This is a genomic window from Planotetraspora mira, assembly GCF_016863275.1.
Classification (GTDB): Bacteria; Actinomycetota; Actinomycetes; order Streptosporangiales; family Streptosporangiaceae; genus Planotetraspora; species Planotetraspora mira.
On sequence record NZ_BOOO01000017.1, the window covers coordinates 232,985 to 247,208 of the forward strand.

The 14,224-nt window shown below is 69.6% G+C and carries 11 protein-coding genes; 9 read left to right on the top strand and 2 right to left on the bottom strand.

Annotation, left to right across the window (positions count from 1 at the left end; translation table 11 throughout):
* Positions 1 to 3 precede the first annotated feature (3 nt).
* Entirely contained in the window at positions 4 to 1,119 is a 1,116-nt protein-coding gene (locus Pmi06nite_RS17645) for an acyltransferase family protein (protein WP_203954105.1), read from the bottom strand.
* A gap of 281 nt (positions 1,120 to 1,400) precedes the next feature.
* Between Pmi06nite_RS17645 and Pmi06nite_RS17650 the strand changes: the two genes are divergently transcribed.
* From Pmi06nite_RS17650 to Pmi06nite_RS17680, 7 genes are all read left to right on the top strand, one after another.
* Positions 1,401 to 2,594 carry a sensor histidine kinase gene (locus Pmi06nite_RS17650; protein WP_203954106.1) on the top strand — a complete coding sequence of 398 codons (1,194 nt, stop codon included), beginning with the start codon at positions 1,401 to 1,403 and terminating at the stop codon, positions 2,592 to 2,594.
* An 8-nt stretch (positions 2,595 to 2,602) separates the two neighbouring features.
* Positions 2,603 to 3,229 carry a response regulator gene (locus Pmi06nite_RS17655; protein WP_203954169.1) on the top strand — a complete coding sequence of 209 codons (627 nt, stop codon included), beginning with the start codon at positions 2,603 to 2,605 and terminating at the stop codon, positions 3,227 to 3,229.
* 157 nt (positions 3,230 to 3,386) lie between these two features.
* On the top strand, positions 3,387 to 4,364 hold the full coding sequence (locus tag Pmi06nite_RS17660) for an ABC transporter ATP-binding protein (protein WP_203954107.1): 978 nt from the start codon (positions 3,387 to 3,389) through the stop codon (positions 4,362 to 4,364).
* A gap of 2 nt (positions 4,365 to 4,366) precedes the next feature.
* Positions 4,367 to 5,083: an ABC transporter permease subunit gene (locus Pmi06nite_RS17665; RefSeq protein WP_203954108.1), complete on the top strand. Its 717-nt coding sequence runs from the start codon at positions 4,367 to 4,369 to the stop codon at positions 5,081 to 5,083.
* A gap of 264 nt (positions 5,084 to 5,347) precedes the next feature.
* Positions 5,348 to 7,837 carry an MFS transporter gene (locus Pmi06nite_RS17670; protein WP_203954109.1) on the top strand — a complete coding sequence of 830 codons (2,490 nt, stop codon included), beginning with the start codon at positions 5,348 to 5,350 and terminating at the stop codon, positions 7,835 to 7,837.
* A 201-nt stretch (positions 7,838 to 8,038) separates the two neighbouring features.
* On the top strand, positions 8,039 to 8,899 hold the full coding sequence (locus Pmi06nite_RS17675) for a YceI family protein (RefSeq protein WP_203954110.1): 861 nt from the start codon (positions 8,039 to 8,041) through the stop codon (positions 8,897 to 8,899).
* Between the two features lie 76 nt (positions 8,900 to 8,975).
* Positions 8,976 to 9,443 (top strand): MarR family winged helix-turn-helix transcriptional regulator, encoded by a 468-nt coding sequence (locus tag Pmi06nite_RS17680; protein ID WP_203954111.1) that lies wholly within the window; start codon positions 8,976 to 8,978, stop codon positions 9,441 to 9,443.
* A gap of 37 nt (positions 9,444 to 9,480) precedes the next feature.
* Here Pmi06nite_RS17680 and Pmi06nite_RS17685 read toward each other — a convergent pair whose 3' ends face one another.
* Positions 9,481 to 9,666: a hypothetical protein gene (locus Pmi06nite_RS17685; protein ID WP_203954112.1), complete on the bottom strand. Its 186-nt coding sequence runs from the start codon at positions 9,664 to 9,666 to the stop codon at positions 9,481 to 9,483.
* A gap of 180 nt (positions 9,667 to 9,846) precedes the next feature.
* On the opposite strand from Pmi06nite_RS17685, the gene Pmi06nite_RS17690 reads away from it, so the two are divergent.
* Entirely contained in the window at positions 9,847 to 12,105 is a 2,259-nt protein-coding gene (locus Pmi06nite_RS17690; protein ID WP_203954113.1) for a tetratricopeptide repeat protein, read from the top strand.
* Between the two features lie 392 nt (positions 12,106 to 12,497).
* Positions 12,498 to 14,213, top strand: coding sequence for an ABC transporter ATP-binding protein (locus tag Pmi06nite_RS17695; protein WP_239113981.1), 1,716 nt, complete (start codon positions 12,498 to 12,500; stop codon positions 14,211 to 14,213).
* Positions 14,214 to 14,224 lie beyond the last annotated feature (11 nt).

Genomic DNA, 14,224 nt, shown 5'->3' on the forward strand with positions numbered 1-14,224 from the left:
AGGTCAACGGAGGTCAGACCCAGCTGTGAGCGCCGCCTGCCGCCTCCGCGCCCCGGGTGGTTCGAACAACCACGTCGCGTGTATCGCCATGAGTCCGCGGTGAATCGCAAGGCTCAGGCTCATCACCACGGCGGTCAGCACGATCGGGTAGCCCGCCGCGACGAACGCCTGGCCGTCTGCGCCCAGGCCTGACATCGGGCCGACGAGGAACCGGTGCGACAGGGCCAGCAGCGGCATGTGGATGACATAGATCGGCAGCGTCCGGCGCCCGAGGCCGGCGAGCGCGTCACCTACCGCCCGCCACCGGCTCAGTCGCGCGGCGGCGGTGATGCCGAAGGCCACCGCCGTGACGGACACCGCCAACCACACCCCTGCCCAGTGCTGGGCACCGGCTGCGGCCATGGCCGTCAGAGCCGCGGCGTACACGACGAAGGTCAGAACCATGCGGCGGTTCGTCGCGGTCGCCGCCCACCGCTCGACATAGGGCTTGAGGTACAGACCGCCGAGGAAGAAGACCAGATTCTGGTAGAAACCGCCGCGGTCTCCCGGGGTGGCGAGCACGCCCGCCGCCGTGATCACGGACAGGGCCGCGGCCGCGGCGAGCATCACCGGCCGCGGCACCCGTCGTACGGCCTTGGCGAACGCGAAATAGAGCGCGAGGGCATACAGGTACCACAGGTTGGAAGGGGTGATGGTGAGCTGTTCCACCAGGTCGAGCACGGAATCGGCGTGGTCGGTGAGGAAATCCGGGACCACGGCCAGGACCGCGGTGTGGATGAGCAACCAGACGGCGTACAGGTAGAGGAATTTGGCGATCCGGGACCTGACCAGCACCCGCCACGGTCGTTTTACAGCGTTCGCCGCGAATACCCCGGAGATGGTGAAGAACACCGGCATTCGGAGCGGCAGGAGTTGCTCGCCCAACGTTCCCCACGCGCTGGGGACGGGCACCCCGATATGCCAGCTGATCTGCAGGTAGTGCTTGACAATGACGTGCCACAACACCACGAGGATGATGCAGACGCCCTTCGCGACATCCGCCCACTGCGCTCGTTGCCGGGTCGCGCCGGCGCCGGACGCGGTCCGGGCATTCTCGCGGTCAACCCGAACAGTGGTCACGCGGTTCTCCTTGATTTGGGCATACGAAAAAGCACGCTCGATCGGCTGATGAATTACGGCGGGGGTCCGCTACTCCAGGCGTACGGACCCTCACGACCCGGGCCGTGTGGGGGATCCGGAGGCCGAATCAAGGGCCGCCGGGCGCCCCACGTCGTCCTGCCGGGAAAAGCGTGGCCCCCGGACCCGGACCGGCACATCGGTCCACAGCGGGAGCCCGGGTCGCCCCGGCTCTGACTTTCGGCCGATATGGGCATGACCGCAGGCTGACTACGCTGGTCCCGATGATGACTCCGCAACTCCGACGTTGGTGGTTCCGCCTGGGCCAACTGGCCGGGCTCGCGGTGATGGCGGTGCTCGGGATCATCGACATCCGGTTCGGTCTGATCCGGCCCTACGGTTCACTCGACCTTCTGCTGTCCCTGGAGCGGGTGGTGCTGGCGCTGGCCACCGTGATGGTCTGGATGCCCGCGCATCGGCAGGGCTCCCGGCGCCTGCCGAAACTCGCCCTGCTGCTCGCCGCGGGGTCGATCCTCGTCACGTTGGGCACGGTGGTCGCCGGCGGCGGCCCCCTGGGCACCTGGGGCCTCGCCGAGTCCTGCGGCCTGCTCGGAGGTCTCTATGTGGTGGCGCGCCGGGGGGCGGCCGGGTGGGCGGTGACCGCGGCCCTGGCCACCGGGGTGGCCGTCATCCTGTTGCCGTTGCGCGCGGTCACCGACAGCACGTACATCATCGCCGGGCTCGGCCTGGCCCTCGGCGCCGCCGCCGCGGCCGCCGCCGGGACCTACCTGCGCTTTCTTGACCAGGGACGGGAGCAGGCGCTGGCCGCCGTCCGGTCCGAGCAGCGCGCCGAGTTCGCCCGGGAGTTGCATGACTTCATCGCCCACCATGTGACCGGGATCGTGGTCCAGGCGCAGGGCGCGCGGTTCGTCGCCGAGCAGGATCCGCAGCGGGTGATCCTCGCCTTGGAACAGATCGAGCACGCCGGCGCGGAGACGATGAACTCGATGCGACGGATGGTGGGCATGCTGCGTGACCCGGACGCCCCGCCGAACGCGCCCTTGACACCGCTGGCCGGGTTGGCGGATCTCGACTCGCTGCTGGCGGGCTTCAACGGTTCGGCTCCCCCGGTGGCCCGGCTGCATGCCGACGGAGGGCTGGACGGGATACCCGTCGAGGTCTCCACCACGGCTTACCGGGTGGTGATGGAGGCGCTCACGAACACCCGCAGGCACGCGACCGGTGCCCGATCGGTGGACGTGCGGATCCGCCGCGGCCCGGAGTGGCTGCTGATCCAGGTGACCGACGACGGCGCCGCGCCACGCGCCACCGCGGCACGCGGGCAGCACCGGTACGGTCTGATCGGTCTGGCTGAGCGGGTCAGGACCCTCGGCGGCCGGATCGATGCCGGGCCCGGCATCGACGGCGGCTGGGTGGTCGACGCGGCGCTGCCGCTCAATCAGGAGGTGGCGCGGTGATTCGCGTGATGGTCGCCGACGATCAGGCGATGGTCCGGACCGGCTTCGGAATGATCATCGACAGCCAGCCGGACATGAAACTGGTCGGCGAGGCGGCGGACGGCATGGCGGCGGTCGCCCTGGCCCGGCGACTCCGGCCGGACGTGGCGCTGCTGGACATCCGCATGCCCCGGATGGACGGTCTGGAGGCGCTCCGGCTGCTGGCGGGGAAAGGTGTCGCCGACCCCATCAAGGTGGTCGTGGTGACCACCTTCGACCTGGACGAATACGTGCACACAGCGCTGAGCACCGGCGCGTGCGGGTTCCTGCTGAAGGACTCCGGCCCGGCGTTGCTGGTGGAGGCCGTGCGTGCCGCGGTGTCCGGCGACGCCCTGATCAGTCCCTCGATCACGGTACGGCTGCTGCGGCACCTCAGTCCCCCCGCCCCGGCGCGCGACGACGCGGGCCTGTCGCCACGAGAGCTCGACGTGGTGAAACTGGCCGCCCGGGGCCTGACCAACGCCGAGATCGCCGAGCGGCTGTTCATCGCCATCGGCACCGTCAAGACCCATCTGGGCAGCGTGCACATGAAGCTGGGCGCCCGCAACCGGGTGGAGATCGCGGCGTGGGCGTGGGAGCGCCGGCTCATCGACTGAAAATCGCCCCGGTTCGCGTGCCCGAGCGTGCGCTGGACCACACGGCCATGGAGATCCTGCCGCCGGAGAAGCGGGCCGCACCTTCGTTGACACACAAATATCAAAGTGATATCACTTTTTTAACCCGGCGCGGGCCCCCGGCGAAAGGGCGGCACAGATGGACGACCAGAACCACGGCGAGCGCACCCCGGCACTGTCCGTGCACGGTCTGAGCAAGCGCTTCGGGAACCGTGTCGCCTTCGAAGACGTCTCGTTCGAGGTCGGCCGCGGCGAGGTGTTCGGATTCCTCGGGCCCAACGGCGCGGGGAAGACGACGACGGTGCGGACACTCGGCACCCTCATCGCGCCGACGTCGGGGTCGGCGGTGATCGCCGGCATCCCGCTCACGCCCCAGAACGCGGTGCGGATCCGCCGGCGAATCTCGATCATGCCCGAGTCGCCGGGCCTGTACCTGCGCCTCAGCGTGGCGGAAAACCTCGAGTGTTTCGCCGACCTCTACCAGACACCCGACCCGCGCGAGAGCATCGCGCGCGCCCTACGGGCCGTCGACCTGACCGATCGGGCGAATGACACCTGCGCCTCGTTGTCCAAGGGCCTGCGTCAGCGAGTCGCGCTGGCCAGGGCGCTGCTCGGCGACCCGCAGATACTCTTCCTCGACGAGCCGACATCGAGCCTCGATCCGGTCGCCACCCGAGCCGTTCACGAGCTGATCGACCAGCTCCGCAGGCGGGGCGTGACCATCTTCCTCACCACGCATCGCCTGGAGGAGGCCGAGCGACTCTGCGACCGCGTCGCGATCTTGAACACCACGCTGCGGACGATCGGCCGACCCGACGAGTTGCGCGATCAACTGTTCGCCAGGTCCCTCACCGTCACCACCCTCGCCCCGCTGCCCGACCCCGATCGCGTCTTCGCCGGCCTCCCGGCCGTCGACGGCTGGCGCCCGGACGGCCGCAGCTCCTACAGGCTGGCGGTCAGCGACCCGGCGGTCGCCGCGCCGGCCGCCACCCGAGCCCTGGTGGGCGCCGGCGCCGACGTGCTGTCGATCAGCTCGTTGCACCACTCGCTCCAGGACGTCTACCTCGAACTGCTCGGCACCGACACCTCCGCCGACGAACGGGCAGGGAGCAGATGAGCGTGAGCAGCAGGTGCATCCGGGCCATCGTCCGCAAAGAGCTGCGCGAGTACCGCCGCACGCCCTCCATCGTCGTCGCGATGACGATCATTCCACTGATCTCCCTCATCCAGCCGCTCGTCCTGGTCTTCGGCTTGCCCTCCTCTTCCTCGGGGCGGCTGGCGCACGAGCATGTCCTGCTGTACCTGCTGGGCATCCCGGCGCTCGTGCCGGTGCTGATCGCCGCGTACGCGGTGGCGGGCGAGCGCCAGCAGGGCACCCTCGAGCCGCTGCTCACCACACCGGTACGCCGCGAGGAGTTTCTGCTGGGCAAGGCGCTGGCCGCACTCCTCCCCTCGTCGGTGGTGGCGTACGCGGTCTATGCGGTCTTCATCGCCTGCGTCGGGCTCTTCGCGGATCCGTCCGTGGCCTCAGCGCTGCTGCAGTCGCCGCAGATCCTCGCTCAGGTGGTCTTCACGCCGCTGATCGCCGCCTGGTCGATCTGGACCGGCATGCTCATCTCCGCGAAATTCACCGACGTGAGGGTCTCCCAGCAACTCGGCATTCTCGCCGGCCTCCCGACGATCGCGCTGACGTCCCTCATCGCGTTCGACGTGATCCACCCGACGCTCGGCCGTGCCCTCGCCTTCGTGGCGGCGCTGCTGTTGCTCGACGCCCTCGGCTGGCGGATCGTGTCCGCGGCGTTCGACCGCGAACGGCTCATCACCGGCACCCCCTGACCGGCGGGCCGATCAGCGCGCGGGGGGAAACCTGGTATCGGACATAAGTGCCATACCCCCCATAAAGGTCGACTCGGGCCTTCACATATAGTTGCCCTCGGCAACCAGATGAGCCGACTGATGGCGTCTGAGAACCGCCGACAGCTGTTTCCCTCCGTACCACCTCGCCGAGCCCCCTCGATGACCCGACGAGGAGATCGCCGAACTCCCCGCCGCGCGCGCCTCCCGCACCCCACCGCGCGGTCGGACAGTGAAAGGACTTAGATGACAACCGCAGTACCGGCCGAGGCGCGGGATCTGCATTCTGCTGCTCCGATGTCGCACAGGCAGATCCTGGAGGCGCTGTCGGGACTGCTGCTCGGCCTGTTCGTGGCGATCCTGGCAGCGACCGTCGTGTCGAACGCACTGCCCACGATCATCGCCGACCTGCACGCGAGTGAGACCACCTATACCTGGGTGATCACCACGGACCTGCTCGCGACCACGATCTCCACGCCTCTGTGGGGCAAGCTCGCCGACCTGATCAGTAAGAAGTTGCTCGTCCAACTGAGCCTGATCATCTTCGTGGTCGGCTCGGCGATCGCGGGGCTCTCGCAGGACCCCGGGATGCTCCTGGCCGCCCGTGTCGTCCAGGGCATCGGCGCCGGTGGTCTCACCGCCCTCACCCAGGTGATCATGGCGGTGATGATCTCGCCGCGCGAGCGCGGCCGCTACTCGGGCTACCTCGGCGCGGTCTTCGCCCTCGCCACCATCGGCGGCCCGCTCATCGGCGGCGTGATCGTGGACACCTCCTGGCTGGGCTGGCGGTGGTGCTTCTACGTCGGCGTGCCGTTCGCCGTCGTCGCGCTGATCGTCCTGCAGAGAACGCTCCGCCTCCCCGTGCACAAGCGGGAAGTCAAGATCGACTGGACCGGCGCGGTGCTGATCGTCGCCTCGGTGTCCCTGCTCCTGATCTGGGTCTCCTTCGCCGGCAACAAGTACGACTGGCTGTCGTGGCAGTCCGGCGTGATGGTCGGCGGCGCACTGGTGCTGGCGCTGCTCTTCCTGCTCGTGGAGAGGAGGGCCAGCGAGCCGGTCGTGCCGCTGCGCCTGTTCCGCAAGAGCGCGATCAGCCTGGCCGTCGTGTCCAGCCTGCTGGTCGGTGTCGCCCTGTTCGGCGCGACCACCTTCCTCAGCCAGTACTTCCAGCTGGCGCGTGGTGAGACGCCGACGAAGGCGGGGCTCATGACCCTGCCGTTGATCCTCGGTCTGGCCGTGTCCTCGACCGCGGCCGGGCAGATCATCACCCGCACCGGCCGCTGGAAGATCTTCCTGGTCATCGGCGGCCTGTTCCTCACCGCCGGATTCGGGCTCATGGGATCGCTGCGGTACGACACCGACTACTGGCTCCTGGCCGTCTACATGGTCGCCATCGGCATCGGCGTCGGTCTGACCATGCAGAATCTCGTCCTGTCCGTCCAGAACCAGGTGAGCTCCGCGGACCTCGGGGCGGCCAGTTCGGTCGTCGCGTTCTTCCGTACGCTCGGCGGTGCGATCGGCGTCTCGGCTCTCGGAGCCGTGCTGGGTCACCGCATCACGGACTACCTGGACGAAGGCCTGACCAGGTTGGGGATCCACAACACTCTGACCGAGGGCGCCGTTCCCCGGCTGTCCGCGCTGCCCGCCCCCATCCGGGCGGTGGTCCAGAGCGCGTACGGCCACGGCGTGGGCGACGTGTTCCTGTACGCGGCGCCGAGCGCGCTGCTGGCACTGATCGCCATCCTCTTCATCAAGGAGATCCCCCTCCGCAGCGCCGGTTCCGAGCAGCTTCCCGCGGGCGCGGACGCGCCGGCGGCGAACGGCTCGGCGCCCGGCCGGCACGCACAGCGCGACACGCAGGAACTGGTGTCCGTCGGCGCCGGCGCCCAGGGAGGGTCCAACGGCCTGGCCGGGGCACCGGCAGGGGCCCGGACAGCGGCACAGCACGCGGCGTACGCCTCGGCCGCCGAGCCTGGGGACGACAGCGGAATCCGCGGCTTCGTCCGCGGCGCGGACGGCACGCCGATGAGCCACGCCACCCTCACGCTGATCGACGTGCGGGGTCACCAACTCGGGCGCGCGGTCACGACGCCCGACGGCGCGTACGGCATGTGGACGCCCGGCAGCGGCACGTACGTCCTGATCGCCTCCGCCAGCGAGTACGACCCTCAGGTCGCGACCGTCGTCGTGGGCGACCGGCCGCTGGACTTCGACCTGGTGCTCGCGGGCTCGGGGAAGCTGTCCGGAACCGTGCGCGACACGGAGGGCGCACCGGTGGCCCAGGCGATGGTCATCGTGACGGACGTGCGGGGCGAGGTGGTCACCACGGCGGTGACCGACTCGGACGGCGCCTTCGGCTTCACCGGAGTCGTCGCGGGGACCTACACGCTCGCGGTCAGCGCCGCCGCGTACCGTCCGGCCGCGGTGCCGGTCGAGGTCGGGACCGGCCAGACCAGGCAGGACATCGAACTGCGGCCTGGCGCCCACGTCCGCGGCACCGTCCGGGTCAAGGGCGGCGGCGACCCGCTCGCCGACGCCAGGGTCACGCTGCTCGACTCCGGGGGCAATGTCGTCGGCACGGCGACGACCGGCGAGGACGGAGAGTACGCCTTCGCCGACCTCACGGATGGTCAGTACACCCTCATCGCCACCGGGTACCCGCCCATGGCGAGCGCCCTCAACCTGACCGGGCAGGGCGACGACGAGCACGACCTGTTTCTCGGGCACCCCGAGTGACGCCGGGGCCGCGTCCCCCTATTCGGGGACCGGCCCTGCGGGAGCCCTGCGCCGCCACGCCCGGGAACGGAGCCTGGCGGCGAGGGCGACGAGAAGACCGGCCGGCCATCGAAAGGGCGGCGAGGGGGGATGCCGGGCGGCCCCGGAAGAGGCGCCCGGCATGGCGGACGCCGCCCGACGAGCAGTGAAAGCAGGAACAGCATGTACACCAGCCCGCAGACCTCCGAGAGCGCGCCCGCGGGGCGGCGCGGCCTGCACGCCCTCTTGCGGACGAAAGACGGCTGGGCGGTACAGCACGCGGTCGTCACCGTGACCGACATGTCCGGCCACCAGGTCGTACGTGCCGAGGCGGACGACGACGGGGAGGTGCTGACCGGCCCTCTCGCAGCCGGCGTCTACACCGTCGTCGTCACCGCGGTGGGGTACTCCCCCATCGCGTCGACGGCGATCGCGACCGCCTCCGGCACCGCCGAACTGGGCACCCTCGTTCTCACGCGGCAGGGCGGCGTGGAGCTCCCGCCGCCCGGTGTGTGGACCATCGACCCGGCCCACTCCAAGGTGGCCGCGACCGCGCAACATCTCGGGCTGTCCAGCGTGCAGGGCCGGTTCGCCGAGTTCTCCGGCCGGATCGACATCGGCCCGAGCGCCGGTGCGTCCAGCGTCGTGGCCGAGATCGACGCCGCGTCGATCAACACGGGCAACAGCACGCGCGACGACCATCTGCGCTCGGCGGACTTCCTCGACGTCGGGCCGCATCCGACGATCTCCTACCGGAGCACCGGGCTGTCCCCCGCGGGCCCGGATCGGTGGACCCTGCATGGTGTCCTGAACATGAGCGGCATCACCCGGCCGGTCGACCTCGATCTGAGCTACCTCGGCACGAGCCCCGACCCGTGGGGTGGCCTGCGAGCCGCGTTCCGCGCCGTCACCGAGTTGCGCCGCGAGGATTTCGCGATGAATTACAACCAAGTGGTGCAGGCGGGCATCTCACTGATCGGAGCCACCCTGAAGGTCGAGTTGGACATCCAGGCGGTCCAGGGGGAACTCCAGCCACAGGCCTGATCGTTTCCGCGCCACGGCGAACACGCCGAGTGCCGATCGTTCCTGATACCGCTGAAGAAAGGGGGGTGACAGCGAGATGACCAAGACGACAGCGGTGGTCCCCGTCGAGGGGCGTGAAGCGTACTCCGCGGTCGAGCACCAACTCGGCGTCCTGTTCCGGCGATCTCGCGCCCTGTCCGCCGAGATGAGGCGCGCGGTGCACCCCGAGCTGGACGCCGCCGCGTATGGGCTGCTCGTCCGCATCGACGAGGCCGCTCCGGCGCGTCCCAGCGACCTGGCCGCCTATTACGGCATCGGCAAGGCCACCATCAGCCGCCAGCTGAAGGTGCTCGAGACGCTCGGGCTGATCGGGCGCGCCCCCGATCCCGTCGACGGCCGCGCCCACTTCCTTGAACTGACCGACGAAGGACAGCAGAGGCTCGACCGTGCGCGAAGAGCCCGCCAGGAGCGTTTCCGCGCGCTGCTCGACACCTGGCCGGAGGACGAGGTCCGGTTGCTGGCCGACATGTTGTCCCGTTTCAACGCCCTCACCGAAACCTTCTGAGGCCGTCCGCACGGGAGGCCGCGCCGCCTCGCCGCCGTCATCCGTTGTAGGCCGCGACGGCGCTGAAGAAGATGACCAGGGTCGCGCCCGTGGCCCCGCCACCGGTCAGGACCGCACGAGCCCAGCCCACGCCGGTCCGCAGCGTGATGAAGGCGGCCACGCAGCCGAAGTTGACCGCGACCGACATCGCCAGAAGCAACACGAATACCTGAAGCACGCTCATTTGCCGGTGACCTCTTCTCGTCCGCATTTCCCCGCCTTGGGGTGACGCAGTCGAGCGTGGCCGTCCAAACCGGTGTCCAGCACCCCTTTGATCGGTTTTGGACAGCTTTCCCATCACCGGCCAGGTCACCGTCTTATCCTGCATGAGCGAAATGCCCGTGGACGGACGACAGGAGCGTCGGTGGCCAGTGGTCCGTTCTTCGATGCCCTGCGGGCGGTCGGTGAATTCCGCGACGGGAAGCTGAAAGGCGAGCCCGCGAACAGGGAGCTGGCCCGGCGGGCGAAAGTCTCGCCCACCACGATCGGCCATTGGCTGGCCGGCCGGCATTTCCCGCAACAATTCGACGCTCTCCGGAACGTCGTCGAGGGGCTCCGTTCCGAGGCCCACCTCCGAGGCGTGCTCGACGACGAGGTGGCGAACCTGCTGAGCGTCGGCCACTTGCACGATCTGCATGAAGCGGAGGCCCGGCAGCGAGCCGTCCTCACCGGCGAAAAGGTCATAGGAGCGCAGGCCCGTTCCATCCTCGACGGACAGAGCCGCCGATCCCGTTCGCCGTGGCCGCATGGCGGCCTGCCGGACAAGGACGGAGATCTCGTAGGCCGCGAGCGGGAGATCGGCGAACTCCTGAGCATGTTGGACCCGGGGACCGGCGGCCCTTCGGTGGCACTCGTCGCCGGGATGGCCGGGGTGGGCAAGAGCGCCCTGGTGACGGAGGTGGCGCACACGGCCGTGGGGAACGGCTGGTTCCCCGGCGGAGTGCTGTTCGTGGACCTGTGCGGCTATGACCCCGACGAGTCGATGGACGGCGACGAGGCCGTCCGTACGGTGCTGCGCGACCTCGACGTGCCCGAGCCGGACATGCATCCCACCGCGAAGGCACGCCAGGCGCAGTATCGCTCGCGGCTGGCCGAGCGCGGCGGCCCCGTGCTCGTCGTCCTGGACGGCGCATCCGCCGACAGACAGGTCCTGCCGCTGCTCCCCGGGCCGGGGGGCCACCGGGTGCTGGTGACATCCCGGCACACGCTCGACAATCCGCGCAACGCCCTGCGCGTCGATCTCGACGTGCTGACCACCGCGGCCGCGGTGGAGGTCCTCGGCGTACCCGGCGCAGGCGACCCGGAGCAGGAGCGCCGGTTGGCCGAGCTCTGCGGGCACCTGCCGCTCGCCCTTCAGATCGTGGCGGCGTTGTTGAGGTTCGACCGGTCCCGCCCTCTGGCCGACCTGGCACGGCAACTCGCCGACCAGCACCAGCGCCTGGACACCCTGGAGTACCACGATTCCCAGGTGCGCGGCGTCCGAGCGGCTCTCGCGTTGTCCTACGCGAAGCTGACGGACGCGCAGAAACGACTGCTGCGCCTGCTGGCGTTCAACCCCCGCCATTCGGTCGGCGAGATGAGACGGCTCATCCCCGTCAACCCCTATGTGTCCACCCCGGCGGTCGTGGCGTTGGCGGCCGCCCCGCATTCAGAGGTCCGGGAAACGCTGCTCGCGCTCACGAGAGCGCATTTGCTCCAGCATGTGGTGCGGGATCGTTCCTTGGAACGGGAGCACTGGCGCTTGCACGACCTGGTGCAACTGTTCGCAAGAGAACAGGACATGGCGGGGGACGAACCAGGCGAAGCCATCCTGCGACTCGGACGGTACTTCCTGTCCCATGAGTCCGTACGCGACATCAGGGTCCATGCCCTGAGCGACGGCGGTGCCGCGATCCACGTCGAATGGGTGGACGAACTGGGCGACTACGCGATCTCCGGCGACCTACCCGCCGACCACGTTCCGCCAGGCTTCGAGTGGAACGCGGAACACCGCGTATGGGTCGACCAGGACGGAGCCACCGCGTTGCGCAAAGCATGGGCGATAGCGGAGGCCAAGGCGATCGGCGACCGGCAGGCCGAAGGCGTCGCCCTCGCCGAGTATGGGGTCGTGGCCCTCCAGGAGGGAGAACTGGCCACGGCCGTCGACGCCCTCCAACGATCGGTCAAGGCCCTGGCGGATGCCTGTGACCAAAGTGGCGTACGAGACCGAGCCCTGATCGACCTCGCCATCGCCTTGGCGGCCGGCGGGCGATGGGAAGAGACTCAGATGCCCGTCCTCGCGATCGTCACGTCATCCGAGAAGACCGATGAACTGCGCGACCGCGCCGAGGCCGTCATCCAGGAGACCGGCGACCGCCACACCCAGGGCGCGATCCGGGCGGGCCTGGCGAACATACTGAGAATGAAGCGGCGTCCCGAGGAGGCCATCCACGGGCTGCACAAGGCCGCCGCCGTCTTCCGCGAGATCGCCGACCGGCACTGCTGGGGCTACACCCTGGCCAATCTCGGCTGGGCACTGCACGAGACCTCCCGCCACCAGATCGCCGAGGACTACCTGCGGCAGGCGGACAGGATCCTCAAGGAATGCGGCGGGCAGGCGTCAGCACGAGTCCTGCGCCTCTGAGCAGCATCACCGACGGCTGCCGACCCGGCGCCCGCTCCAGGCGGCTGACCTGCGTCAACCGGCCACACGTGTCCTCACCCGCACCCCCACGGGTGATTTATGCCCGAATGGGGTTACTGTCGGAATTAGACCCACCTGAGGAACCGACCAAGGGAGGGATCGATGGGTATCGGAAAGATCTTCCCAATGAACCTCGGCTCATCTGATTCAGAGAGCTGGGGCTGTTGCAGGCGACGTCGGCGGCGGCGCTGGCGTCGTTGGCGCAGGCGCTGGTGGTGGTGAGCACACCGGCACGACCGGATAGGAGCCGGCGGGTCACCCGTCGGCTCCCTTCCTTCACACGTTCTCCGGAAGACCCGCCAGGCGCGCACGCCCTTTCCGTCGCGCCCTTCGTGTCCATCCGTACGAGTTTTCGGCGGTTCTGGCCTTACACCCATGGCCTGCGCTGGCTGCTGGCCGTGAGCGTCGCCGCGGCGATCCTGGCCGCGGCCTGCGAGGTCGCCGCGATCCGGCTCTTCGGGCTCATCACCGACGAGGTCCTCAGCCGCCAGGACCTCGGCGCGTTCTGGACGCCCGCGCTGGCCTGGCTCGGCCTCGCGGCCGTCGCCGGCGTGGCGTCGTTCGCCGGCGCCTACGGCGCGGCCGTCGTCGGGGAGCGCTTCCTGCTGCGACTGCGCGACAACGTGTTCGAACATCTCCAGACGCTGACTCCCGACTTCTTCGAGAACCGCCGACTCGGCGACCTGATGGCCCGGCTGACCGACGACATCGAGGCCATCGAGGAACTCGTGGCCTCCGGCCTGATCCGGCTGATCACTGCTTTGATCAGCGCGGTCTTCTTCGCCGCCGCCGCCATCTACATCAGGTGGGACCTCGCGCTGGTGACATTCGCGCTGGTGCCGGCGTTCCTCCTGATGGCCAAGGTGTTCGCGGCGCGCTTCAGGCATGCGGCCGCGCGTGAGCGCTACAGCAACGCCCTCATGAACAGCACCATCGAGGAGGCCCTGTCGAACCAGTCGCTCGTGCAGGCCTACAACCGCCAGGACGCCGAGGCCCGGCGCCTTCACGAGGCCGGCCGTGGGTGGCTGCTCGCCAATCTCTCTCAGGCGCGGTTGTCCTCCCTGTACGGCCCCGCCGCGCAGGTGATCGAGACCTGCTGCCTGCTCGTGATCATCGGCGTCGGGGCGTGGGAGATCGCTGAGGGCAGACTCACCATCGGCGGACTGCTGGCCTTCGCCGCCTACCTGGCCTACCTGTATCCGGCCGTCCAGCAACTCGGGGAGATCGCGCTCACCGTCTCGGAGGCCGCCGCGGGCTCCGACCGCATCATGGAGGTGCTTCGGGCCCGTCCCGCCGTCAGCGACCGGCGTGACGCCCACCTCATCGCGCCCCGTTCCCGGGGCCACGTCGAGTTCCTCGACGTCTACTTCACCTATCCCACCAGGACCCGCCCGACGCTGAGCGGGCTGTCGTTCAGCGCACTGCCCGGCGAGCTGATCGTGTGCACCGGCCCGAGCGGGGCGGGCAAGTCGACCGTCGCCAAACTGCTGATGCGGTTCTACGACCCCACCGCGGGGCGCATCCTGCTCGACGGCGAGGACATCCGCGATCTGCCGCGCCATGTGCTGCGCGACCGCATCACCCTTCTCCAGCAGGAGAACCTGCTTTTCTCCGGAACCGCGCGCGACAACATCGCCTACGGCCGGCCCGGAGCGGGCCAGGCCGAGATCGTGGAGGCCGCGGTCGCGGCCGGCGCGCACGACTTCATCCGGGCGCTGCCGCTCGGCTACGACACGCCCATCGGTCAGCGGGGGCGGCTGCTGTCCGGCGGCCAGCGGCAGCGGATCGCCATCGCCCGCGCGCTCCTGCGGGACGCTCCCGTGCTGGTCCTCGACGAGCCGATGACCGGGCTGGACGAGCCGACGGCGTTGAGGATCATGGAACCGCTCCGCAGGCTGATGGCCGGGCGCACCACCATCCTCATCACCCACGACCTCCGTCTCGTGCCGCAGGCGGCCGAGAAGGTGGTGCTCGAACCCGGCCGAGACTCCGGACGAATCCGGCTCCGGATGTCCCGGCGTCAGGGCGCGACACTGCGCGGTGCGTGAGCCTGCCGCCG

Excerpts from the sequence above, each read along its gene's own strand:
- Pmi06nite_RS17650 (WP_203954106.1), top strand. The coding sequence starts at position 1,401 with ATGATGACTCCGCAACTCCGACGTTGGTGGTTCCGCCTGGGCCAACTG.
- Pmi06nite_RS17655 (WP_203954169.1), top strand. The coding sequence starts at position 2,603 with ATGGTCGCCGACGATCAGGCGATGGTCCGGACCGGCTTCGGAATGATC.
- Pmi06nite_RS17660 (WP_203954107.1), top strand. The coding sequence starts at position 3,387 with ATGGACGACCAGAACCACGGCGAGCGCACCCCGGCACTGTCCGTGCAC.
- Pmi06nite_RS17670 (WP_203954109.1), top strand. The coding sequence starts at position 5,348 with ATGACAACCGCAGTACCGGCCGAGGCGCGGGATCTGCATTCTGCTGCT.
- Pmi06nite_RS17675 (WP_203954110.1), top strand. The coding sequence starts at position 8,039 with ATGTACACCAGCCCGCAGACCTCCGAGAGCGCGCCCGCGGGGCGGCGC.
- Pmi06nite_RS17680 (WP_203954111.1), top strand. The coding sequence starts at position 8,976 with ATGACCAAGACGACAGCGGTGGTCCCCGTCGAGGGGCGTGAAGCGTAC.
- Pmi06nite_RS17685 (WP_203954112.1), bottom strand. The coding sequence starts at position 9,666 with ATGAGCGTGCTTCAGGTATTCGTGTTGCTTCTGGCGATGTCGGTCGCG.